This window comes from Pseudomonas sp. 21LCFQ010 (genome assembly GCF_024129905.1).
Lineage (GTDB): Bacteria > Pseudomonadota > Gammaproteobacteria > Pseudomonadales > Pseudomonadaceae > Aquipseudomonas.
This window is the reverse complement of the sequence record NZ_JAMYDZ010000030.1, coordinates 1-21,687: the sequence shown is the minus strand read 5'-3', so window position 1 is coordinate 21,687 and position 21,687 is coordinate 1. Positions and strand designations below refer to the sequence as shown.

The window sequence follows — 21,687 nt, the reverse complement described above, 5'->3', positions numbered from 1 at the left end:
GACCTCAAGCAAGGTGGCACTTTCGCAATTCTGCTACTTGTAAGATGAGTTAAATCACTTTCTTTCAACAGCAGCAAATCCAATGATACTGATTACCAGATGATATCAATTATCATTAAGATTCTCTTCGTTTGCTTTTCGATACGATAAACATACTTGACTAAAACAGTAGTAATACACGGTTTACGTGGCCTGCAGCGCCATGCAAGCCATTACTGCGACCAACCGGTCGAATAATTTTCATGTAGAAAATTTACTTGCCCTCTATTTGCACATAAAATCAGTTTTATTGATTTCGTTGCGACATTTCGTCACGGCCTACACTCTTAAATATTTCAAGCTCAGAGCCCTTTCGCGCTCTGATTAAGGATTGCCAGCATGTCCGAATCGACAGGTTTGATCGCCCACAACTGGGCCCTCGCCATCTTCCTTTTGGGCGTCGTCGGCCTCTGTGCCTTCATGCTTGGCCTGTCCAGCCTGCTCGGCAGCCGCGCCTGGGGGCGCAGCAAGAACGAACCTTTCGAGTCCGGCATGTTGCCCACCGGCGGCGCCCGGCTGCGACTCTCCGCAAAATTCTATCTGGTCGCGATGCTGTTCGTGATCTTCGATATCGAAGCCCTCTTTCTCTTTGCATGGTCTGTGTCGGTACGCGAAAGCGGCTGGGCCGGATTCGTCGAAGCTCTCGTTTTCATAGCAATTCTGTTGGCAGGTCTTGTCTACCTTTGGCGAGTGGGGGCGCTCGATTGGGCACCCGAAGGTCGTCGTAAGCGGCAGGCGAAGCTAAAACAATGAGGCTTTGGCAATGCAATACAATCTCACCAGGATCGACCCGGATGCGCCTAACGAGCAGTATCCAATCGGCGAACGGGAAACCGTTTCCGACCCGTTAGAGGACCAGGTTCACAAGAACATCTTCATGGGCAAGCTCGAAGATGTTCTGAGCAACGCAGTCAACTGGGGGCGCAAAAACTCCCTGTGGCCGTATAACTTCGGCCTTTCGTGCTGCTACGTGGAAATGACCACCGCCTTCACGGCGCCCCATGACATCGCGCGCTTCGGCGCCGAAGTCATCCGGGCATCGCCGCGTCAGGCGGATTTCATGGTTATTGCCGGGACCTGCTTCATCAAGATGGCTCCGATCATCCAGCGTCTCTACGAGCAAATGCTCGAACCCAAGTGGGTCATTTCCATGGGCTCGTGCGCTAACTCCGGCGGCATGTATGACATTTACTCCGTGGTTCAGGGCGTGGACAAGTTCCTGCCTGTGGATGTCTACGTGCCAGGCTGCCCGCCCCGCCCCGAAGCGTTCCTGCAAGGCTTGATGCTGCTGCAGGAGTCGATCGGCAAAGAGCGGCGCCCGCTTTCCTGGGTTGTCGGCGATCAAGGCATCTACCGTGCCGAAATGCCGTCGACCAAGGTTCAGCGCCGCGAACAGCGTATTCAGGTCACCAACCTGCGCAGCCCCGACGAAGTCTGATACGCCCCGTTGTTCTTATAACAAAGACAAGAACGGGGTTGACTCTGTACGTTGACCGAAGTGATTGAGACCTATGACTGCAGACACCGCTCTGTACATCCCGCCGTACAAGGCTGACGACCAAGATGTCGTCAATGAACTGAATTCCCGCTTCGGCGCCGAGGCCTTCACGGCCCAGCCGACCCGTACCGGCATGCCGGTGCTGTGGGTCGAGCGCGCCCGGCTGATCGAAATACTGACGTTCCTGCGCAATGTCGCCAAACCGTACTCCATGCTCTATGACCTGCATGGTGTCGACGAGCGGCTGCGCACCCATCGCCGCGGCTTGCCGGGCGCTGACTTCACGGTGTTCTACCACCTGATGTCGGTTGAACGTAATAGTGACGTAATGATCAAGGTCGCGCTGTCCGAAAGCGACCTGAGCGTACCTACCGTCACCCGTATCTGGCCTAACGCCAACTGGTACGAGCGTGAAGTGTGGGACATGTTCGGCATCGATTTCCCGGGCCACCCGCACCTGTCGCGCATCATGATGCCGCCGACCTGGGAAGGTCACCCGCTGCGCAAGGACTTCCCGGCCCGCGCCACCGAGTTCGACCCGTACAGCCTGAACCTTGCCAAGCAGCAGCTTGAAGAAGAAGCCGCGCGCTTCAACCCCGAAGACTGGGGCATGAAGCGTTCTGGGGCGAACGAGGACTACATGTTCCTCAACCTCGGCCCCAACCACCCGTCTGCGCACGGTGCTTTCCGTATCGTGCTGCAACTGGACGGTGAAGAGATCGTCGACTGCGTTCCGGACATCGGCTACCACCACCGTGGTGCAGAGAAGATGGGCGAGCGTCAGTCCTGGCACAGTTACATCCCCTACACCGACCGTATCGACTACCTCGGCGGGGTGATGAACAACCTGCCGTACGTGCTGGCGGTGGAAAAACTCGCCGGTATCAAGGTGCCGGACCGGGTCGACACCATCCGCATCATGATGGCCGAGTTCTTCCGCATCACCAGCCACCTGCTGTTCCTGGGTACCTATATCCAGGACGTCGGCGCCATGACCCCGGTGTTCTTCACCTTTACCGACCGCCAGCGCGCCTACACCGTGATCGAGGCGATCACCGGTTTCCGCCTGCACCCGGCCTGGTACCGCATCGGTGGCGTGGCTCACGACCTGCCGCGCGGCTGGGAGAAACTGGTCAAGGACTTCGTCGACTGGCTGCCCAAGCGCCTCGACGAGTACACCAAAGCCGCCTTGCAGAACAGCATTCTCAAGGGCCGGACCATCGGTGTGGCCGCCTACAACACCAAAGAGGCGCTGGAATGGGGCGTCACAGGTGCTGGCCTGCGTTCCACCGGCTGTGATTTCGACCTGCGCAAGGCGCGTCCGTACTCGGGCTACGAGAACTTCGAATTTGAAGTGCCACTGGCCCACAACGGCGACGCCTACGACCGCTGCATGGTTCGTGTCGAGGAGATGCGCCAGAGTATCCGCATCATCGACCAGTGCCTGCGCAACATGCCTGAAGGCCCGTACAAGGCGGATCACCCGCTGACCACGCCGCCACCAAAAGAGCGCACCCTGCAGCACATCGAAACCTTGATCACCCACTTCCTGCAGGTTTCGTGGGGTCCGGTCATGCCGGCCAACGAATCATTGCAGATGATCGAAGCGACCAAGGGTATCAACAGTTATTACCTGACGAGCGACGGCGGCACCATGAGCTACCGTACCCGGATCCGTACTCCGAGCTATCCGCACCTGCAACAGATCCCTTCGGTGATCAAAGGCAGCATGGTCGCGGACCTGATTGCGTACCTGGGTAGTATCGACTTCGTTATGGCCGACGTGGACCGCTAAGAATGAACAGCCCACTTATCCAGACAGACCGTTTCGTTCTCAGCGAAACAGAGCGCTCGGCCATCGAGCACGAAATGCATCACTACGAGGACCCGCGTGCGGCGTCCATCGAAGCCTTGAAAATTGTCCAGAAGCAGCGCGGCTGGGTGCCGGACGGCGCGATCTATGCGATCAGCGACATCCTCGGCATCCCTGCCAGCGACGTCGAAGGCGTAGCCACCTTCTACAGCCAGATCTTCCGTCAGCCGGTCGGCCGGCACATCATCCGCGTCTGCAACAGCATGGTGTGCTTCATTGCCGGTCACGAGTCGATCGTCGAAGAAATCCAGAGCTCGCTGGGCATCGCTCCGGGCCAGACCACCGCCGACGGCCGCTTTACACTGCTGCCGGTGTGCTGCCTGGGCAACTGCGACAAGGCGCCAGCGGTAATGGTCGATGACGATACATTCGGCAATCTGCAGCCCGGCGGCGTTGCCAAGATGCTGGAGGCTTACCCATGACCCTGACTTCCTTCGGTCCGGCCAACCGCATTGCGCGCACGGCTGAAACCCACCCGCTGACCTGGCGTCTGCGTGACGACGGCGAGCCGGTGTGGCTCGACGAGTACCAGAGCAAGGACGGCTACGCTGCGGCGCGCAAGGCGCTGACCCAGCAATCGCCCGATGACATCGTCCAATCGGTCAAGGACTCCGGTCTCAAAGGTCGTGGTGGCGCAGGCTTCCCCACCGGCGTGAAGTGGGGTCTGATGCCTAAAGACGAGTCCATGAACATCCGTTACCTGCTGTGTAACGCCGATGAAATGGAACCCAACACCTGGAAAGACCGCATGCTGATGGAGCAACTGCCCCATCTGCTGATCGAAGGCATGCTGATCAGTGCCCGTGCACTGAAAGCCTACCGCGGCTACATCTTCCTGCGCGGTGAGTACGTCACCGCCGCCCGCCACCTCAACCGTGCGGTCGAAGAAGCCAAGGCTGCCGGCCTGCTGGGCAAGAACATTCTTGGCAGCGGTTTTGATTTCGAGCTGTTCGTGCACACCGGCGCCGGCCGTTACATCTGCGGTGAAGAAACCGCACTGATCAACTCGTTGGAAGGCCGCCGCGCCAACCCGCGCTCCAAGCCGCCCTTCCCTGCCGCCGTAGGCGTGTGGGGCAAGCCGACGTGCGTGAACAACGTCGAAACCCTGTGCAACGTGCCGGCCATCGTCAACAACGGCAACGACTGGTACAAGTCGCTGGCCCGCGAAGGCAGTGAAGACCATGGCACCAAGCTGATGGGCTTTTCCGGTAAGGTCAAGAACCCGGGCCTGTGGGAGCTGCCGTTCGGCGTGCCGGCCCGCGAGCTGTTCGAAGACTACGCCGGCGGCATGCGCGACGGCTTCAAGCTCAAGTGCTGGCAGCCAGGCGGCGCCGGTACCGGCTTTTTGCTTCCGGAACATCTGGACGCGCAAATGTACGCCGGCGGCATCGCCAAGGTCGGTACCCGGATGGGTACGGGCCTGGCCATGGCGGTGGACGACAAGGTCAACATGGTTTCCTTGCTGCGCAACATGGAAGAGTTCTTTGCCCAGGAGTCCTGTGGCTTCTGTACTCCGTGCCGCGATGGCCTGCCCTGGAGCGTGAAGATGCTGCGCGCCCTGGAAAAAGGCCAGGGCCGTGCCGAAGACATCGAGACGCTGCTGGGCCTGGTCAACTTCCTCGGCCCTGGCCGGACCTTCTGTGCTCACGCACCGGGTGCGGTCGAGCCGCTGGGTAGCGCGATCAAGTACTTCAGGCCGGAATTCGAGGCCGGTGTCGCGCCAGCAAGCGCGGGCCTGCCCATCCCCGGCAAGATCCCGACCACAGTCGGGGCATAAACAAGACTGACCGGTCGCCAATGCCTGGCATGGCGACCCTGTACCGGCTGACGCCGCCCCTTCCATGAAGGGGCCGAGCGAAGCAGGTACCACCGGATTCCATTAGCCACGCCCGCTGACAACGGGCCAACGAAGAACTTTGAACCATGGCCACTATCCACGTAGACGGCAAAGCGCTCGAAGTCAACGGTGCGGACAACCTGCTACAGGCTTGTCTGTCCCTGGGCCTCGACATTCCGTATTTCTGCTGGCACCCCGCGCTGGGTAGCGTCGGTGCCTGCCGCCAGTGCGCGGTCAAGCAGTACAACGATGAAAACGATACCCGCGGCCGGATCGTCATGTCCTGCATGACCCCTGCCACCGACAACACCTGGATCTCCATCGAAGATGAAGAGTCCAAGGCGTTCCGCGCCAGTGTCGTCGAATGGCTGATGACCAACCACCCGCATGACTGCCCGGTCTGCGAGGAGGGCGGTCACTGCCACCTGCAAGACATGACCGTGATGACCGGCCACAACGAGCGCCGCTATCGCTTTACCAAGCGCACGCACCAGAATCAGGACCTGGGGCCGTTCGTCGCTCACGAGATGAACCGCTGCATCGCCTGCTACCGCTGCGTGCGTTACTACAAGGACTACGCCGGCGGCACCGACCTGGGCGTGTATGGCGCTCACGACAACGTGTACTTCGGTCGCGTTGAAGACGGCGTGCTGGAGAGCGAGTTTTCCGGCAACCTGACCGAGGTCTGCCCGACCGGCGTGTTCACCGACAAGACCCACTCCGAGCGCTACAACCGCAAGTGGGACATGCAGTTTGCCCCGAGCATCTGCCATGGCTGCTCCAGCGGCTGCAACATCAGCCCCGGTGAGCGTTATGGCGAACTGCGGCGCATCGAAAACCGTTTCAACGGATCGGTGAACCAGTACTTTCTGTGCGACCGTGGCCGTTTCGGCTATGGCTACGTCAACCGCAAGGATCGTCCGCGCCAGCCGCTGCTGAACAAGGGCCAGGAGCAGCTGAAACTGAGCCTGGACGACGCGCTGGACACCGCCGCCGACCTGCTGCGCGGTCGTAACATCGTTGGTATCGGCTCGGCACGCGCCAGCCTGGAAGGCAACTACGCGCTGCGCGAACTGGTCGGTGCCGAGCACTTCTACAGCGGTATTGAAGCCGGTGAGCTTGAGCGCGTGCGCCTGATCGCCCAGGTATTGAGCGACAGCCCGCTGCCGGTGCCGAACATGCGTGACATCGAAGATCACGACGCGATCTTCATTCTTGGCGAAGACCTGACCCAGACGGCTGCCCGGGTCGCCCTGGCCGTGCGTCAGGCGGTCAAGGGCAAGGCCCGCGACATGGCCGCCGCCATGAAGGTCCAGCCATGGCTTGATGCTGCGGTGCGTAACATTGCCCAGCACGAACTGAACCCGCTGTTCATTGCCAGCCTGACAGACACCCGTCTGGACGACGTGGCCGAGCACTGCGTGCACGCCGCGCCAGACGACCTCGCCCGTCTCGGCTTTGCCGTGGCCCACGCCATCGACGCCAGCGCCCCGGCTGTTGCTGGCCTGGACGCCGAAGCGCTGGAACTGGTGAAAACCATCGCCGATGCGTTGCTGGCCGCCAAACGCCCACTGATCATCTCCGGCGGTTCGCTGGGCTCCAAGGCCATGATCGAAGCCGCCGCCAACATCGCCAAAGCGCTGAAACTGCGCGAGAAAGAAGGCTCGCTGAGCCTGGTGGTGCCGGAAGCCAACAGCATGGGCCTGGCCCTGCTCGGTGGTGATTCGCTCGATGCTGCGCTGCAGCAGGTGATCTCGGGTCAGGCCGACGCCATCGTGGTGCTGGAAAACGACCTGTACAGCCGTACCGATGCCGCCACCGTGGACGCCGCACTGAACGCGGCCAAGGTAGTGATCGTTGCCGATCACCAGAAGACCGCGACCGCCGACCGTGCCCATCTGGTCCTGCCAGCGGCCAGCTTCGCTGAAGGCGATGGCACCCTGGTCAGCCAGGAAGGCCGCGCCCAGCGTTTCTTCCAGGTGTTCGATCCGACCTATCTGGACGCCAGCATTCTGGTCCACGAAGGCTGGCGCTGGCTGCACGCGCTGCGTTCGACCCTGCTCAATCAGCCGGTGGACTGGACCCAGCTCGACCAGGTCACCGAAGCCTGCGCCGCGGCCAACCCCCGCCTGGCAGGTATTGTCGATGCCGCACCGTCCGCGTCGTTCCGTATCAAAGGTCTGAAGCTGGCTCGCGAACCGCTGCGTTACAGCGGCCGGACCTCGATGCGCGCCAATATCAGCGTGCACGAGCCGCGCACGCCACAAGACAAGGACACGGCGTTCTCGTTCTCGATGGAAGGTTATTCGGGCTCGGTCGAACCACGCCAGCAGGTGCCATTCGCCTGGTCACCGGGCTGGAACTCACCGCAGGCCTGGAACAAGTTCCAGGACGAGGTCGGCGGTCATCTGCGTGCCGGTGACCCGGGCGTGCGCCTGATCGAAAGCACCGGCGACAAGCTGAGCTGGTTTGCCAGCGTGCCACGCGCCTTCGCTCCGGCGCAGGGTAGCTGGCAAGCGGTGCCGTTCTACCACCTGTTCGGCAGCGAAGAGAACTCTTCGAAAGCCGCACCGGTGCAAGAGCGCATCCCGGCTGCTTACGTTGCACTGGCCAAAGCAGAAGCCGATCGTCTGGGCGTCAACGAGGGCGCGCTGGTCAGCCTGGAGGTGGCCGGCCAGACCCTGCGTCTGCCGCTGCGCATCAATGAAGAACTGGGCGCTGGCCTGGTCGCCCTGCCGGTCGGTCTGGCAGGCATTCCGCCGGCGTTTTCCGGCAAATCCGTGGCCGGTCTGCAGGAGGCAGCGCAATGAGCTGGTTCACCCCTGAAGTGATCGATGTGATCATTGCGGTCCTCAAGGCCATCGTCATCCTGCTTGCCGTGGTCATCAGCGGCGCGTTGCTCAGCTTCGTCGAGCGACGCCTGCTGGGCTGGTGGCAGGACCGCTATGGCCCGAACCGGGTTGGCCCGTTCGGTATGTTCCAGATCGCTGCCGACATGCTGAAGATGTTCTTCAAAGAAGACTGGATGCCGCCGTTTGCCGACAAGGTGATCTTCACCCTGGCACCGGTGGTGGCCATGAGCGCCTTGCTGATCTCGTTCATCGTCATCCCGATCACCCCGACCTGGGGTGTCGCAGACCTGAACATCGGCCTGCTGTTCTTCTTCGCGATGGCGGGTCTGTCGGTGTACGCGGTGCTGTTCGCCGGTTGGTCGAGTAACAACAAGTACGCCTTGCTGGGCAGCCTGCGGGCTTCGGCCCAGACCGTGTCGTACGAAGTGTTCATGGGTCTTGCGCTGATGGGCGTGGTGGTTCAGGCCGGCTCGTTCAACATGCGCGACATCGTCGAGTATCAGGCGCAGAACCTGTGGTTCATCATTCCGCAGTTCCTCGGCTTCTGTACGTTCTTCGTCGCTGGCGTCGCCGTGACTCACCGTCACCCGTTCGACCAGCCCGAAGCCGAGCAGGAACTGGCCGACGGTTACCACATTGAATATGCCGGCATGAAATGGGGCATGTTCTTCGTCGGCGAGTACATCGGCATCGTGCTGATCTCGGCGCTGCTGGTCACCCTGTTCTTCGGTGGCTGGCACGGTCCGTTCGGTATCCTGCCGCAGATCCCCTTCATCTGGTTCGCTTTGAAGACCGCGTTCTTCATCATGCTGTTCATCCTGCTGCGCGCTTCGATTCCGCGCCCGCGCTATGACCAGGTGATGGATTTCAGCTGGAAATTCTGCCTGCCGCTGACCCTGATCAATTTGCTGGTGACTGCCGCGATCGTGTTGCTCAACACGCCGGCAGGCGCGGTTCAGTGAGGTAACTGACCCATGTTCAAATATATTGGCGACATCGTTAAGGGTACCGGTACCCAGTTGCGCAGCCTGGTGATGATTTTCGGTCACGGCTTTCGCAAGCGCGACACCCTGCAATACCCGGAAGAACCGGTTTATCTGGCACCACGCTATCGCGGCCGGATCGTCCTGACCCGCGACCCCGACGGTGAAGAACGCTGCGTGGCCTGCAACCTGTGCGCCGTGGCCTGCCCGGTCGGCTGCATCGCCTTGCAGAAGACCGAGGCCGAAGACGGTCGCTGGTACCCGGAGTTCTTCCGCATCAACTTCTCGCGCTGCATTTTCTGCGGCCTGTGCGAAGAAGCCTGCCCGACTACCGCGATCCAGTTGACCCCGGATTTCGAAATGGCTGACTTCAAGCGCCAAGACCTGGTGTACGAGAAAGAAGACCTGCTGATTTCCGGCCCCGGCAAGAACCCCGACTATAACTTCTATCGCGTTGCCGGCATGGCAATCTCCGGCAAGCCCAAAGGCGCCGCGCAGAGTGAAGCCGAACCGATCAACGTCAAGAGCTTGCTGCCTTAAGGAAGTCCAGATGGAATTCGCTTTCTACTTTGCATCCGGCATTGCTGTCGTGTCGACCTTACGGGTCATCACGAACACCAATCCCGTGCATGCCCTGCTCTACCTGATCATCTCACTGATCGCCGTGGCTATGACCTTCTTCAGCCTCGGCGCACCATTTGCCGGGGTGCTGGAAATCATCGCCTACGCTGGCGCGATCATGGTTCTGTTCGTGTTCGTGGTCATGATGCTCAATCTGGGCCCTGCCTCGGTGCAGCAAGAACGTAACTGGTTCAAGCCTGGGATCTGGGCGGGACCTGTGTTCCTGGGCGGCATGCTGCTGTTCCAACTGCTGTATGTGCTGTTTGCCAACCCGAGCGGTGCCGGCCTGGGCCACACCACAGTGGACGCCAAGGCCGTCGGCATCAGCCTGTTCGGTCCTTACCTGCTGGTGGTGGAACTGGCCTCGATGCTGCTGCTGGCGGCTGCCGTGACCGCATTCCACCTTGGCCGTACCGATACCAAGGAAGAAGGAGCCCAGCCATGAATGCAATTCCTCTCGAACACGGCCTGGCGGTTGCCGGGGTGCTGTTCTGCCTTGGCCTGGTCGGCCTGATGGTGCGCCGCAACATCCTTTTCGTGCTGATGAGCCTGGAAATCATGATGAATGCCGCCGCCCTGGCATTCGTGGTAGCCGGTAGCCGCTGGGGTCAACCGGATGGACAGGTAATGTTCATTCTGGTGATCAGCCTTGCAGCTGCCGAGGCCAGTATCGGCCTGGCGATCCTGATGCAGCTGTATCGCCGCTTCCACACTCTCGATATCGATGCTGCCAGCGAGATGCGCGGATGAACCTTCTCTTTCTGACTTTTGTATTTCCCCTGATCGGTTGGCTGCTGCTGTCGTTCTCCCGTGGCCGTATCTCGGAGAACCTCGCGGCACTGATCGGCGTCGGCTCGGTCGGCCTGTCGGCCATTGTCACTGCCTGGATCATCTGGCAGTTCAACGTCGCACCACCCGAAGGCGGCCACTACACCCAGGTGCTGTGGCGCTGGATGGACGTGGACGGCTTCAGCCCCAACTTCGCCCTGTACCTGGACGGCCTGTCGGTCACCATGCTCGGCGTGGTGGTCGGGGTGGGCTTTCTGATCCATCTGTTCGCCTCCTGGTACATGCGCGGCGAAGAGGGCTACTCGCGCTTCTTCTCCTACACCAACCTGTTTATTGCCAGCATGTTGTTCCTGATCCTGGGCGACAACCTGCTGTTCATCTACTTCGGTTGGGAAGGCGTGGGCCTGTGCAGCTACCTGCTGATCGGTTTCTACTATGGCCAGCGCAAGAATGGCGATGCCGCACTGAAAGCCTTCATCGTCACCCGGATCGGCGACGTTTTCATGGCGATCGGTCTGTTCATCCTGTTCCAGCAACTGGGCACCCTGAATATCCAGGAACTGCTGGTGCGTGCGCCTGAGCACTTCAAGGCCGGCGACTTCTGGATCGTGCTGGCGACCCTGATGCTGCTTGGCGGTGCCGTAGGTAAATCCGCGCAACTGCCGCTGCAGACCTGGCTGGCTGATGCAATGGCCGGTCCTACTCCGGTTTCGGCACTGATTCACGCCGCGACCATGGTCACCGCCGGCGTGTACCTGATCGCCCGTACCCACGGTCTGTTCGTCCTGGCGCCGGATATCCTGCATCTGGTCGGCGTCGTCGGTGGTGTGACGCTGGTACTGGCCGGCTTCGCCGCGCTGGTACAGACCGACATCAAGCGGATTCTCGCCTACTCGACCATGAGCCAGATCGGCTACATGTTCCTGGCCCTGGGCGTCGGTGCCTGGGAAGGTGCGATCTTCCACCTGATGACCCACGCGTTCTTCAAGGCCCTGCTGTTCCTTGCCTCCGGTGCGGTGATCGTCGCCTGCCACCACGAGCAGAACATCTTCAAGATGGGTGGCTTGTGGAAGAAACTGCCTCTGGCCTACGCCAGCTTCATCGTCGGCGGCGCCGCCCTGGCCGCCCTGCCGCTGCTGACCGCCGGTTTCTATTCCAAGGACGAGATCCTCTGGGAGGCTTTCGCCAGCGGCCATACCGGCCTGCTGTATGCCGGTCTTGCCGGTGCGTTCATGACCTCGATCTACACCTTCCGGCTGATCTTCATCGCCTTCCACGGCGAGGCCAAGACCGAAGCTCATGCAGGCCATGGCATCTCGCACTGGCTGCCACTGTCGGTGCTGATCGTGCTGTCGACCTTCATCGGTGCCTGGATCACTCCACCACTGGCAGGCGTGCTGCCGCAAAGCGTCGGCCATGCCGGCGGCGATGCCAAGCACAGTCTGGAGATCGCTTCGGGGGCCATTGCCATTGCCGGTATCGTGCTCGCCGCGCTGCTGTTCCTGGGCAAACGCACCCTGGCTACCGCCATCGCCAACAGCCGTATCGGCCGTTTGCTCTCGGCCTGGTGGTTCGCCGCCTGGGGCTTCGACTGGATCTACGACAAACTGTTCGTCAAGCCATACCTGGCGATCAGTCACTTGCTGCGCAGTGATCCGTTCGACCGTCTCATTGGTGTGATCCCGCGTCTGGTCAAAGGCGGTCATGTTTCCATGAGCCGCACCGAGACTGGTCAGCTTCGTTGGTACGCTGCCTCGATCGCGTTTGGTGCCGTTCTGGTACTGGGCGGCATTCTGGTTGCGGTCTGACATGAACCTTGCGAATTTGCGAAAGGAATTGAGCCCGTCATGATTCTGCCTTGGCTAATCCTGATCCCCTTTATCGGCGGCCTGCTCTGCTGGCAGTTCGAGCGCGTCAGCGCGACAATGCCACGCTGGATCGCGCTGGCGACCATGTCCCTGCTGCTGGGCCTCGGCCTGTGGCTGTGGGCTGTCGGCAACTACACCCTGGCCCCTGCGCCGGGCGGTAATCCTGCCTGGGCCCTGGAATTCCAGGCCCAGTGGATCACCCGCTTCGGTATCAGCCTGCACCTGGCGCTCGATGGCCTGTCGCTGCTGATGATCATGCTCACCGGCCTGCTCGGGGTGCTGTCGGTGCTGTGTTCGTGGAAAGAGATCGACCGCAAGGTCGGCTTCTTCCACCTCAACCTGATGTGGATCCTCGGTGGCGTGGTCGGTGTGTTCCTGGCCATCGACCTGTTCCTGTTCTTCTTCTTCTGGGAAATGATGCTGGTGCCGATGTATTTCCTCATCGCACTCTGGGGTCACAGCTCCTCGGACGGCAAGAAGACCCGGATTTACGCCGCGACCAAGTTCTTCATCTTCACCCAGGCCAGCGGCCTGATCATGCTGGTGGCGATCCTTGGTCTGGTTCTGGTGCATTACAACCAGACCGGCACCCTGACCTTCGCCTATGCCGAGCTGCTCAAAACGCAACTGGCACCTGGCACCGAGTACATCCTGATGCTGGGCTTCTTCATCGCTTTCGCGGTGAAGCTGCCGGTGGTGCCGCTGCACTCGTGGCTGCCTGACGCTCACGCCCAGGCGCCGACCGCAGGTTCCGTGGACCTGGCCGGTATCCTGCTGAAAACTGCTGCATACGGCCTGTTGCGCTTTGCTCTGCCGCTGTTTCCGAATGCTTCGGCAGAGTTCGCGCCGATTGCCATGACCCTGGGTCTGGTCGGGATTTTCTACGGTGCCTTCCTGGCGTTCGCCCAGAGCGACATCAAGCGCCTGATCGCGTTCTCCAGCGTCTCGCACATGGGCTTCGTGCTGATCGGTATCTACTCGGGCAGCCAGCAAGCCCTGCAGGGCGTGGTGATCCAGATGATCGCCCACGGCCTGTCGGCAGCGGCACTGTTCATCCTCAGCGGCCAGTTGTACGAGCGTCTGCACACCCGTGACATGCGCCAGATGGGTGGCCTGTGGTCGCGCATTCCTTACCTGCCGGCAATCAGCCTGTTCTTCGCAGCCGCGTCACTGGGCCTGCCCGGCACCGGTAACTTCGTCGGTGAGTTCCTGATCCTGCTGGGTGCCTTCGTCAGTTCGCCATGGGTCACTGCCATCGCCACCTCCGGTCTGGTGTTCGGTTCGGTCTATTCGCTGATCATGATCCACCGCGCCTACTTCGGCCCGTCGCAGTCCGATGCGGTCTACAAGGGCCTGGATGCACGGGAAATGATCATGGTGCTGGGTCTTGCCGTCCTGCTGATCGTGCTCGGGGTCTACCCGCAGCCGCTCCTGGACACTTCGGCGTCGACCATGCACGGCGTGCAGCAATGGCTAGGCACTGCCTTCACTCAACTCGCTTCGGCCCGGTAAGAGCGCTATGGACCTGACGATTCAACACTTTATTGCGCTAGGCCCTCTGCTGATCACCAGTATCACCCTTGTGGTGGTGATGCTGGCCATCGCATGGCGCCGCAATCACTCGCAAACCTTCCTGCTTAGCGTGGCCGGCCTGAACCTGGCCCTGCTGTCGGTTTACCCGGCCCTGAAGGTCGCGCCACTGGTGGTCACCCCACTGCTGCTGGTCGATCCGTTCGCCTGCTTCTACATGGCGCTGATCCTCGCTTCGACCCTGGCTTGCGTGACCATGGCTCATGCCTATCTGGGTGATGACAAGACCGGCTATCCAGGCAACCGCGAAGAACTGTACCTGCTGATTCTGCTGGCGGCAGCCGGCGGCATGGTGCTGGTCTGCGCGCAGAACCTGGCCGGCCTGTTCATCGGCCTGGAATTGCTCTCGGTACCGGTCTATGGCCTGGTAGCCTATGCGTTCTTCAACAAGCGTTCGCTGGAAGCCGGTATCAAGTACATGGTGCTGTCGGCAGCCGGCTCAGCGTTCCTGCTGTTCGGCATGGCACTGCTGTACGCCGAAGCCGGCAGCCTGAGCTTCGACGCGATCGGCAAGGCGCTGGAGGCCACCGGCCTGCCTAGCCCGATTGCCAGCATGGGTCTGGGCATGATGGTCATCGGCCTGGGCTTCAAGCTCTCGCTGGTGCCGTTCCACCTCTGGACGCCAGACGTTTATGAAGGTGCTCCGGCGCCGGTCGCGGCCTTCCTGGCCACTGCCAGCAAGGTGGCGGTGTTCGCGGTGCTGGTGCGGCTGTTCCAGATGTCGCCGGCGGCAAGCGGCGGTGTGGTGCTGGACGTGCTGGCGGTTGTGGCCGTGGCATCCATCCTGGTCGGCAACCTGCTGGCACTGGTGCAGAACAACCTCAAGCGGCTGCTGGGTTACTCCTCGATCGCCCACTTCGGTTACCTGATGATCGCGCTGGTGGCAAGCAAGGGCATGGCGGTAGAAGCCATCGGCGTATACCTGACCACCTATGTGCTGACCTCGCTGGGCAGCTTCGGTGTGATCACCATGATGTCCTCGCCGTACAGCGGCCGTGACGCTGATGCCATGTTCGAGTACCGCGGCCTGTTCTGGCGTCGTCCATACCTGACCGCAGTGATGACCCTGATGATGCTGTCGCTGGCGGGTATTCCGCTCACTGCAGGCTTCATCGGCAAGTTCTACATCATCGCTGCCGGTGTCGAGTCGCACCTGTGGTGGCTGATCGGTACGCTGGTGCTGGGTAGCGCCATCGGCGTGTTCTACTACCTGCGGGTGATGGTCACCATGTACCTGGTCGACAACAAGCTGCCGCGTCATGACGCCGCCTTCAACTGGGCACAGCGTACCGGCGGTGTGATGCTGCTGGCCGTGGCGATCCTGACCTTCGTGCTGGGTGTGTACCCGCAGCCGTTGCTGGATCTGGTACTTAGTACCGGCCTGCAAGTACCGAGCTGATTCACTGCGCATAAAAAAACCCTGCCTCGGCAGGGTTTTTTATTGCCTGGTTTTTTAACCCGGCAGGCGTACCGGGCGTTTATTGCTGCTGAACAGTGCCCAGGACGACATGAACAGGGCAGCGATCAACGGCCCGATGACAAAGCCATTGAGGCCAAATACCGACATGCCGCCCAGGGTGCTGATCAGGATCAGGTAGTCCGGCATCCGAGTGTCCTTGCCGACCAGTACCGGGCGCAGCACGTTATCTACCAGGCCGATCACAAACACGCCGAACAAGGCCAGTACCACACCTTGCCAGATCATCCCGCTGAGCAGGAAGTACACTGCCACCGGCGCCCAGACAATCCCTGCACCCACCGCCGGCAACAGCGACAGGAAGGCCATGATCACTGCCCAGAGCAACGCACTGGGAATATCGAGGAACCAGAAGATAAGGCCACCCAGCGCGCCCTGGGTGACCGCAACCACCAGGTTGCCCTTGACCGTGGCGCGCACCACGCGGGTGAACTTCAATTGCAGGCGGCGCTTGTGCTGGTCTGCCAATGGCGCTGCATTGCGCATCTTGCGGACCAGTTCCTGACCGTCACGCAGGAAAAAGAACAGCAGGTAAAGCATGATGAAGAAGCTGACCACAAAATCGAAAGTGCCCTGACCAAAACTGAACGCCTGGCCGGCCAGGTATTGGCTGCCTTGCATGGCCCCCTTGGAGATTTTGTCGCGCAAGCCGTTGAAATCGCCCATGCCCATCCGGTCCAGCAGACGCTGCCCTGAGGCCGGCAACAGTTCCTTGTACTCGGTCAGGTACTGCGCGACATCCAGCTTGCCGCTCTCGACATTCTTGTACAGCAGCGCGCCTTCCTGAACCAACATGGCGCTGATCACGATCACCGGCAAAATGGCGATGACCAGACAGATTCCCAAGGTCAGCAACGAGATACGGTTACGTGGCCAGCCCAGCTTGAGTTGCAGGCGACGCTGCATGGGGGAAAAGATAATGGCCAGGATCACCGCCCAGAATACCGCGCCATAGAACGGCAGCAGGATCCAGATAAAAGCGATGCTGACCAGCACCAACAGGAGCAGAAAGGTCTTGTAATGCAGGGAGGTTTCGTTCATGTCTCATCCGTGTCGTCAGGCTGGCTAGATGCCCGCTCAGAGCATTAGTCAGCCACGACACGCAGGAGTGCCCCGAAGCCTTCGGGCAATGGTTCAGACGCGAAATTGTGCCGCCAGCCCTCCCAGCCGCTGGCCGAGATCGGACAGGCTGCGTGAAGTGATCGCGCTCTGGCGGGTTTCCTCAGCAACGCTGTCCACTGCTACGGCGATCTGGTGCACGCTGCGGTTGATCTCTTCGGCCACGGCAGTCTGCTCCTCTGCGGCGCTGGCAATCTGCGCGTTCATCGCGTTGATGGTGGCGATCAGTTCACCAATGGTGACCAGCGAACGGCCGGCTTCGTTGGCCTGCACCGAGGTGCCCTCCCCCGCCTCACTGGAACGCCGCATGGCACTGACTGCCTCTTGAGTGCCAGACTGCAGACGGTCGATCATGCCCTGGATTTCCTGAGTGCTCTGCTGGGTTCGGCTAGCCAGCGCCCGAACCTCATCGGCAACCACGGCAAAGCCACGTCCCGCCTCGCCGGCCCGCGCCGCTTCGATGGCTGCGTTGAGCGCCAACAGGTTGGTCTGCTCGGCAATCGAACGAATCACCCCCAGAACGCTGACAATCGACCCGACGTCTTGCTGCAGGCTGTCGAGCGACACACCACTTTTGCGAATGTCTTCGACCAGCGAATGGATCTGCACAATGCTGCCGTCCACCACCCGCTTGGCAGTACGCCCCTGCTCGTCGGTCTGCTGCGCGGCGTTCGAGGCATTTTGCGCGCTGCTGGCTACCTCGTGGGCAGCTGCAGACATCTGGTTGATGGCAGTGGCCACCTGATCGGTTTCGTAGCGCTGGCGCTCCATGGCCTGCTCAGAGCGCTGAGCCTGGGAGGACACCTCAGCCACCAGCCCGGTGAGTTGCGAGGTCACTTCGGTCATTTGCCGCACCAACGAATGGATCTTGTCGACAAAGCGATTGAAAGAACCGGCAAGCTCGCCCAGCTCGTCCTGACTGGTGACGGGCAGGCGGCGGGTCAGGTCGCCTTCGCCGGCGGCAATATCGTCAAGGCTGGCTTTCATCAGGCGCAGTGGGCGCAGCAGCGTGCCTGTCACCAGAGCGCCAATCACGCTGATGATGATCAGCACCACCAAGGTAATGCCGACAATGCTGTAGAGCATCTCCTGCAGGCGGGCATCGACATTCTTGCGCACCTGTTCGACCTGGGCCTCGATGCCATCAAGGTTGACCGCGCTGCCAACCACCAGGTCCCACTTGGGCAGGTATTCGGTGTAGCCCACTTTAGGCACTGGTTCGCTCTTGCCCGGCAATGCCGAGGCGTAGCGCACGTAGTGAGTACCGTTTTTAGCCACCGCCACCAGTTCGCGGTTCAGGTAGATGCCGTTGGGGTCCTTGGTGTCCTTGAAGCTCTTGCCCAGACCATCGGTGCTGTTACTGCGAAAGATCCGGATAATCTCCGAATCATAGCCGAACAAGTAACCGTCTTTGCCGTAGCTGACAGAGGCAAACTGCTTGATCGCAGCGGCGCGGGGCGCTTCATCGCCAGGCGCGGCAGCATCGTAAAGGGGTTTGATCGCACTGATGGCGACGGAGACGTGATCCTTGAGATTGCTTTTGGCTTCTTCAAGCAGACGTTCACGGGTCTCATTGACCTCTATATCAGCCTGTTGGTGGAGGATATAGATCGTCGAGGCACTGACGACCAGGGCGAATAACAGAACCGGCGCAATCGCCAGTGACAGCACTTTGGCCTTGAGATTGGGTCGCATGATCTTTGCCTTATCGTTATTGTCGTTCTTGAAACAAGCGCTCTTGATCAGCTATCGACTGATAGCCAGGAAACTGATGCCCCTTTGGCAATTCATTTACGTTCTGGCAGATCGATACGGACGCGGAGCCCGTCTGCCGGGCTCACCAGCAGTTGCAATGTGCCACCCCATGTTTCCACGATATCACGAACAATGCCCAAGCCAAGCCCGTGGCCGCTAATCTGTTCATCCAGACGGGTTCCGCGGCTGAAAACCCCTTCACGGCGCGACTCAGGAATGCCCGGACCGTCGTCATCAATCAACAGGCATGTTCCTGCTGCGCTGACACTGATGCTCAGGCTGACCTCGCTGTCGGCCCATTTGCAGGCGTTGTCCAGCAAATTGCCGAGCAGCTCGAGCAAATCCTCGCGATCCCAGGGCAGCGTCAACCCGGGTGGGGTGTCGTTGACCAGTTGCAAGTGTTCGCCATGGATCATGTTCAGGGTGGAAAACAGCGCGGGAAGCTCCACATCACAATCAAAGCGTGCCCCCGGTAACGCATCTCCCGACAGGCGTGCACGATTAAGCTCACGTTCAAGACGCTGCTGAATCTGTTGCAGTTGTTCATGCAAGGTCTTGCGCAGCGCAGGCTGGGACTCCAGCGCCGGGCTGGACGCAATGCTGAGCAGCACCGCCAACGGAGTCTTGAGTGCATGGCCAAGATTGCCCAAGGCATTGCGCGAACGTTTGAGGCTGTCTTCAGTGTGGGCAAGCAGATGGTTGATCTGGTCGACCAAGGGCTCAAGCTCACGAGGCACCTGATCATCAAGTTGCGAACGCTGGCCCTGCTGCAACTGAAAGATCTGTTCACGTACGGTATTGAGAGGCCGCAGTGCCCTGCGCACAGTAACCCGCTGCAAGCCCAAAACCAGTAACAACGCCGCCAGCCCCAGCCCCATGCCAATCTGCTGCACGCGCTTGAAGGTCTGGCGTACTGGCGTGTAGTCCTGCGCGACGCTGATGGAGAACTGCTGGCCGAACTTGCGGTAATCGGCTGTCAGGACCAATAACGACTGGCCAGTCTCGCCCAGTTCGAGGTCGCTGTGCAGCCCAGTGCTCTGTGGCTTGGGCAGCTCGAAATCCCACAAGGATCGCGAGCGCCAGTGGCCATCGGCAAAATCGACGCGAAAGTAGTGACCCGAGAAGGGCCGATGGTAGGCGCCGGACAACCGCTGCTCGTCAAGTTGCAAGCCCACCGGGCCGCGCACGATAGCGACCAACAGGTTCTCACTCTCGTTGCGCAGTCCTGACTCCAGATAACGCTGCAGGCCCAGCTCGAACAACCACAGACTGGTCTGCGCCATGACCAGGCCGATCACCAGCATGATCGCGACCAGCCCCAGGCTCAGACGTCGCTGGATGGACCTCAACCGCCAGCCCCACCATACAGATAACCCTGACCGCGGCGGGTTTCGATCACTGAGCGGCCCAGCTTGCGGCGCAAGTGATTGACGTGAACCTCGATGACATTGGAATCACGCTCGCTCTCGCCGTCGTAGAGATGCTCGGCCAGATGACTCTTGGAAAGGATTTGTTCCGGGTGCAGCATGAAGTAGCGCAGCAAGCGGAACTCTGCGGAAGTCAGCTGGATATCGACGCCGTCGCGTGCCACCGATTGACGTCCCTCATCCAGGTGCAAGCCTGCCGACTCCAGTTTCGGCTGATTGGCCAGGCCCCGGGCGCGGCGCAGCAGGCCCTGAATGCGCAATTGCAGTTCTTCAGGATGAAAAGGCTTGGTCAGGTAATCGTCTGCACCGGCCTTGAGTCCCTCTATGCGCTCTGACCAGGAGCCGCGCGCGGTCAACACCAGCACCGGCGTCGCCAGACCGTTGCTGCGCCAGTGCGCCAGAACTTCCAGGCCGGGTATGCCCGGCAATCCCAAATCAAGCACGATGAGGTCATAGGGCTCGCTCAGGCCCTGATACTGCGCATCCCGGCCGTCTGCCAACCAGTCAACCGCATAACCCTGGCGGGTCAGGGTCGCCATTAGCTCATCAGCCAGAGATACATGGTCTTCAACCAGTAACAGACGCATCAGTCATCTTCCTCGTCTTTGAGTAACCGACTGTCACGGGCATCGAACTTGAGTTCACGTACCACGCCTTCAGGAGTAACCAATTCAACCTCATAGACATACACATCGTTCTTTTCTTCGAGTTCGGCCTCAAGCAACCTGGCGCCGGGATACCGCGCCAGGGCCTGCCCGATGAACTGTTCGAGCGGCAGAATAACGCCACGCTGGCGCAGTTGCAGGGCTTCATCCTGGTCAAGATCGCGGGCCTGAACCAAGGTGCAGGTAAACAGCAGACCCAGTAATGCGATACGACGCTTAGCAGCAGTCATCAATTATCCTGATGGTTCTTGTAGATCTGCCCGGTTACCGCATCGAGTTCCAGATCCCATTCAATGCCCTTAGTATCGCGCAATTCCACCTGGTAAACATATTTGCCGTATTCACTTTCGAGCTCAGTATCGGTAATGCTCGAACCAGGATGAGCGGCCAGCGCAACGGCATTGAGTTTCTCGAACGACTGGATAACACCGTTATCTCTGAGTCGCAGGGCTTCATCCGGACCCAGGTCCCTGGCCTGTACCAGATTGGCCGTCAGGGCCCAGGCAAAGGCAGTTGTAAAGGTCAGCAAAGCTTTCATTGTTGGCTCCACGGTCAGCTAATGTTGATGCCGTCACCATACCTTCAGGAACTTAATTCAAACTGAATGACTCTGGCCACATGCCATTAGCTTTGCAATGGTACTGATCATGCCGTGTTGAGTGTATTGCTGTTACACTCGTGTGCTGTATCTCGTTTCAGAGTCAAGATTTTGGAAATTTTCAAGGAATTCACCTTTGAGTCCGCGCATCGCCTTCCCCACGTGCCGGAAGGCCACAAGTGCGGTCGCCTGCATGGCCACTCATTTCGCGTAGGTATCCATCTGTCCGGCCCGGTCGACCCCCATACCGGCTGGATCCGGGACTTCTCAGAGATCAAGGCGATATTCAAGCCGCTGTACGAGCGACTGGATCACAACTACCTCAATGACATTCCCGGCCTGGAGAACCCGACCAGCGAAAATCTGGCCAAGTGGATCTGGAATGAGTTGAAGCCGCTGCTACCTGAGCTGTCTGCCATTCGTATTCACGAGACCTGCACCAGCGGGTGTGAATACCGAGGCGACTGAAACAGAATTGACGTTGTTGACCGCCCTCTGAGGCGGTCTTTTTTTGCCCGGCAGGAGCGGCCGACTTTTCTTTCGCGCAAAGCAAAACCCCCGATCGCAGAGCGATCAGGGGTTCTGTGTTTGAATCTTGACGATGACCTACTCTCACATGGGGAAGCCCCACACTACCATCGGCGATGTATCGTTTCACTACTGAGTTCGGGATGGGATCAGGTGGTTCCAACACTC

At 60.2% G+C, this 21,687-nt stretch carries 20 protein-coding genes and 1 rRNA gene; 14 read left to right on the top strand and 7 right to left on the bottom strand.

Features of this window, described 5'->3' with window-relative positions; all coding sequences use genetic code 11:
• Nucleotides 1-378 precede the first annotated feature (378 nt).
• The 13 genes from NJC38_RS24960 (at nucleotide 379) to nuoN (ending at nucleotide 15,349) form a co-directional block, all read left to right on the top strand.
• Nucleotides 379-792 (top strand): NADH-quinone oxidoreductase subunit A, encoded by a 414-nt coding sequence (locus NJC38_RS24960; protein WP_045493154.1) that lies wholly within the window; start codon nucleotides 379-381, stop codon nucleotides 790-792.
• 10 nt (nucleotides 793-802) lie between these two features.
• The gene (locus NJC38_RS24955; protein WP_045493157.1) at nucleotides 803-1,477 is read left to right on the top strand and encodes an NADH-quinone oxidoreductase subunit B; all 675 of its coding nucleotides are present in this window, start codon (nucleotides 803-805) and stop codon (nucleotides 1,475-1,477) included.
• Nucleotides 1,478-1,550: 73 nt separating this feature from the next.
• Entirely contained in the window at nucleotides 1,551-3,332 is a 1,782-nt protein-coding gene (gene nuoC / locus NJC38_RS24950; RefSeq protein ID WP_253117536.1) for an NADH-quinone oxidoreductase subunit C/D, read from the top strand.
• Between the two features lie 2 nt (nucleotides 3,333-3,334).
• Nucleotides 3,335-3,832 (top strand): NADH-quinone oxidoreductase subunit NuoE, encoded by a 498-nt coding sequence (nuoE, locus tag NJC38_RS24945; protein ID WP_253117534.1) that lies wholly within the window; start codon nucleotides 3,335-3,337, stop codon nucleotides 3,830-3,832.
• Entirely contained in the window at nucleotides 3,829-5,187 is a 1,359-nt protein-coding gene (gene nuoF / locus NJC38_RS24940) for an NADH-quinone oxidoreductase subunit NuoF (RefSeq protein WP_045493166.1), read from the top strand. The genes nuoE and nuoF overlap by 4 nt, the downstream gene beginning before the upstream one ends.
• Nucleotides 5,188-5,333: 146 nt before the next feature.
• Complete coding sequence (gene nuoG, locus NJC38_RS24935) at nucleotides 5,334-8,057, top strand: NADH-quinone oxidoreductase subunit NuoG (protein WP_253117533.1); 2,724 nt, start codon at nucleotides 5,334-5,336, stop codon at nucleotides 8,055-8,057.
• Entirely contained in the window at nucleotides 8,054-9,061 is a 1,008-nt protein-coding gene (nuoH, locus tag NJC38_RS24930; RefSeq protein WP_045493172.1) for an NADH-quinone oxidoreductase subunit NuoH, read from the top strand. The genes nuoG and nuoH overlap by 4 nt, the downstream gene beginning before the upstream one ends.
• Nucleotides 9,062-9,073: 12 nt before the next feature.
• Nucleotides 9,074-9,622 (top strand): NADH-quinone oxidoreductase subunit NuoI, encoded by a 549-nt coding sequence (nuoI, locus tag NJC38_RS24925; protein ID WP_045493175.1) that lies wholly within the window; start codon nucleotides 9,074-9,076, stop codon nucleotides 9,620-9,622.
• A 10-nt stretch (nucleotides 9,623-9,632) separates the two neighbouring features.
• A complete protein-coding gene (gene nuoJ, locus NJC38_RS24920) occupies nucleotides 9,633-10,148 on the top strand; it encodes an NADH-quinone oxidoreductase subunit J (protein ID WP_045493178.1) in 516 nt (171 codons plus the stop codon).
• Nucleotides 10,145-10,453, top strand: coding sequence for an NADH-quinone oxidoreductase subunit NuoK (nuoK, locus tag NJC38_RS24915; protein ID WP_003317980.1), 309 nt, complete (start codon nucleotides 10,145-10,147; stop codon nucleotides 10,451-10,453). Before nuoJ ends, nuoK begins: the two co-directional genes overlap by 4 nt.
• Nucleotides 10,450-12,300 (top strand): NADH-quinone oxidoreductase subunit L, encoded by a 1,851-nt coding sequence (nuoL, locus tag NJC38_RS24910; RefSeq protein ID WP_045493186.1) that lies wholly within the window; start codon nucleotides 10,450-10,452, stop codon nucleotides 12,298-12,300. Before nuoK ends, nuoL begins: the two co-directional genes overlap by 4 nt.
• 39 nt (nucleotides 12,301-12,339) lie before the next feature.
• Complete coding sequence (nuoM, locus tag NJC38_RS24905) at nucleotides 12,340-13,872, top strand: NADH-quinone oxidoreductase subunit M (RefSeq protein WP_253117531.1); 1,533 nt, start codon at nucleotides 12,340-12,342, stop codon at nucleotides 13,870-13,872.
• A gap of 7 nt (nucleotides 13,873-13,879) precedes the next feature.
• Nucleotides 13,880-15,349 (top strand): NADH-quinone oxidoreductase subunit NuoN, encoded by a 1,470-nt coding sequence (nuoN, locus tag NJC38_RS24900; protein ID WP_045493192.1) that lies wholly within the window; start codon nucleotides 13,880-13,882, stop codon nucleotides 15,347-15,349.
• 54 nt (nucleotides 15,350-15,403) lie between these two features.
• On the opposite strand, the gene NJC38_RS24895 is transcribed toward nuoN, so the two are convergent.
• From NJC38_RS24895 to NJC38_RS24870, 6 genes are all read right to left on the bottom strand, one after another.
• Nucleotides 15,404-16,468 carry an AI-2E family transporter gene (locus NJC38_RS24895; RefSeq protein WP_045493195.1) on the bottom strand — a complete coding sequence of 355 codons (1,065 nt, stop codon included), beginning with the start codon at nucleotides 16,466-16,468 and terminating at the stop codon, nucleotides 15,404-15,406.
• A gap of 93 nt (nucleotides 16,469-16,561) precedes the next feature.
• Nucleotides 16,562-18,241, bottom strand: a complete 1,680-nt coding sequence (locus NJC38_RS24890) for a methyl-accepting chemotaxis protein (RefSeq protein WP_253117529.1) — start codon at nucleotides 18,239-18,241, stop codon at nucleotides 16,562-16,564.
• A 92-nt stretch (nucleotides 18,242-18,333) separates the two neighbouring features.
• A complete protein-coding gene (locus NJC38_RS24885; protein WP_045493201.1) occupies nucleotides 18,334-19,650 on the bottom strand; it encodes an ATP-binding protein in 1,317 nt (438 codons plus the stop codon).
• On the bottom strand, nucleotides 19,647-20,315 hold the full coding sequence (locus tag NJC38_RS24880) for a response regulator transcription factor (protein ID WP_253117528.1): 669 nt from the start codon (nucleotides 20,313-20,315) through the stop codon (nucleotides 19,647-19,649). The genes NJC38_RS24885 and NJC38_RS24880 overlap by 4 nt, the downstream gene beginning before the upstream one ends.
• Entirely contained in the window at nucleotides 20,315-20,623 is a 309-nt protein-coding gene (locus NJC38_RS24875; RefSeq protein ID WP_045493207.1) for a PepSY domain-containing protein, read from the bottom strand. The genes NJC38_RS24880 and NJC38_RS24875 overlap by 1 nt, the downstream gene beginning before the upstream one ends.
• Nucleotides 20,623-20,931: a PepSY domain-containing protein gene (locus NJC38_RS24870; protein ID WP_253117527.1), complete on the bottom strand. Its 309-nt coding sequence runs from the start codon at nucleotides 20,929-20,931 to the stop codon at nucleotides 20,623-20,625. Before NJC38_RS24870 ends, NJC38_RS24875 begins: the two co-directional genes overlap by 1 nt.
• 171 nt (nucleotides 20,932-21,102) lie before the next feature.
• Between NJC38_RS24870 and queD the strand changes: the two genes are divergently transcribed.
• Nucleotides 21,103-21,459 (top strand): 6-carboxytetrahydropterin synthase QueD, encoded by a 357-nt coding sequence (queD, locus tag NJC38_RS24865; protein WP_144403353.1) that lies wholly within the window; start codon nucleotides 21,103-21,105, stop codon nucleotides 21,457-21,459.
• A gap of 125 nt (nucleotides 21,460-21,584) precedes the next feature.
• Here the strand turns inward: queD and rrf are convergent.
• A 5S ribosomal RNA gene (gene rrf / locus NJC38_RS24860) occupies nucleotides 21,585-21,687 on the bottom strand; the annotation flags it as partial.

Bases quoted from the DNA above. Each gene is read 5' to 3' on its own strand.
- nuoE (WP_253117534.1), top strand. From the start codon at position 3,335: ATGAACAGCCCACTTATCCAGACAGACCGTTTCGTTCTCAGCGAAACA.
- NJC38_RS24955 (WP_045493157.1), top strand. From the start codon at position 803: ATGCAATACAATCTCACCAGGATCGACCCGGATGCGCCTAACGAGCAG.
- nuoL (WP_045493186.1), top strand. From the start codon at position 10,450: ATGAACCTTCTCTTTCTGACTTTTGTATTTCCCCTGATCGGTTGGCTG.
- nuoM (WP_253117531.1), top strand. From the start codon at position 12,340: ATGATTCTGCCTTGGCTAATCCTGATCCCCTTTATCGGCGGCCTGCTC.
- NJC38_RS24875 (WP_045493207.1), bottom strand. From the start codon at position 20,623: ATGACTGCTGCTAAGCGTCGTATCGCATTACTGGGTCTGCTGTTTACC.
- nuoI (WP_045493175.1), top strand. From the start codon at position 9,074: ATGTTCAAATATATTGGCGACATCGTTAAGGGTACCGGTACCCAGTTG.
- nuoH (WP_045493172.1), top strand. From the start codon at position 8,054: ATGAGCTGGTTCACCCCTGAAGTGATCGATGTGATCATTGCGGTCCTC.
- NJC38_RS24890 (WP_253117529.1), bottom strand. From the start codon at position 18,241: ATGCGACCCAATCTCAAGGCCAAAGTGCTGTCACTGGCGATTGCGCCG.
- NJC38_RS24895 (WP_045493195.1), bottom strand. From the start codon at position 16,468: ATGAACGAAACCTCCCTGCATTACAAGACCTTTCTGCTCCTGTTGGTG.
- nuoN (WP_045493192.1), top strand. From the start codon at position 13,880: ATGGACCTGACGATTCAACACTTTATTGCGCTAGGCCCTCTGCTGATC.
- nuoJ (WP_045493178.1), top strand. From the start codon at position 9,633: ATGGAATTCGCTTTCTACTTTGCATCCGGCATTGCTGTCGTGTCGACC.
- NJC38_RS24870 (WP_253117527.1), bottom strand. From the start codon at position 20,931: ATGAAAGCTTTGCTGACCTTTACAACTGCCTTTGCCTGGGCCCTGACG.
- nuoK (WP_003317980.1), top strand. From the start codon at position 10,145: ATGAATGCAATTCCTCTCGAACACGGCCTGGCGGTTGCCGGGGTGCTG.
- nuoF (WP_045493166.1), top strand. From the start codon at position 3,829: ATGACCCTGACTTCCTTCGGTCCGGCCAACCGCATTGCGCGCACGGCT.
- NJC38_RS24880 (WP_253117528.1), bottom strand. From the start codon at position 20,315: ATGCGTCTGTTACTGGTTGAAGACCATGTATCTCTGGCTGATGAGCTA.
- nuoG (WP_253117533.1), top strand. From the start codon at position 5,334: ATGGCCACTATCCACGTAGACGGCAAAGCGCTCGAAGTCAACGGTGCG.
- NJC38_RS24960 (WP_045493154.1), top strand. From the start codon at position 379: ATGTCCGAATCGACAGGTTTGATCGCCCACAACTGGGCCCTCGCCATC.
- nuoC (WP_253117536.1), top strand. From the start codon at position 1,551: ATGACTGCAGACACCGCTCTGTACATCCCGCCGTACAAGGCTGACGAC.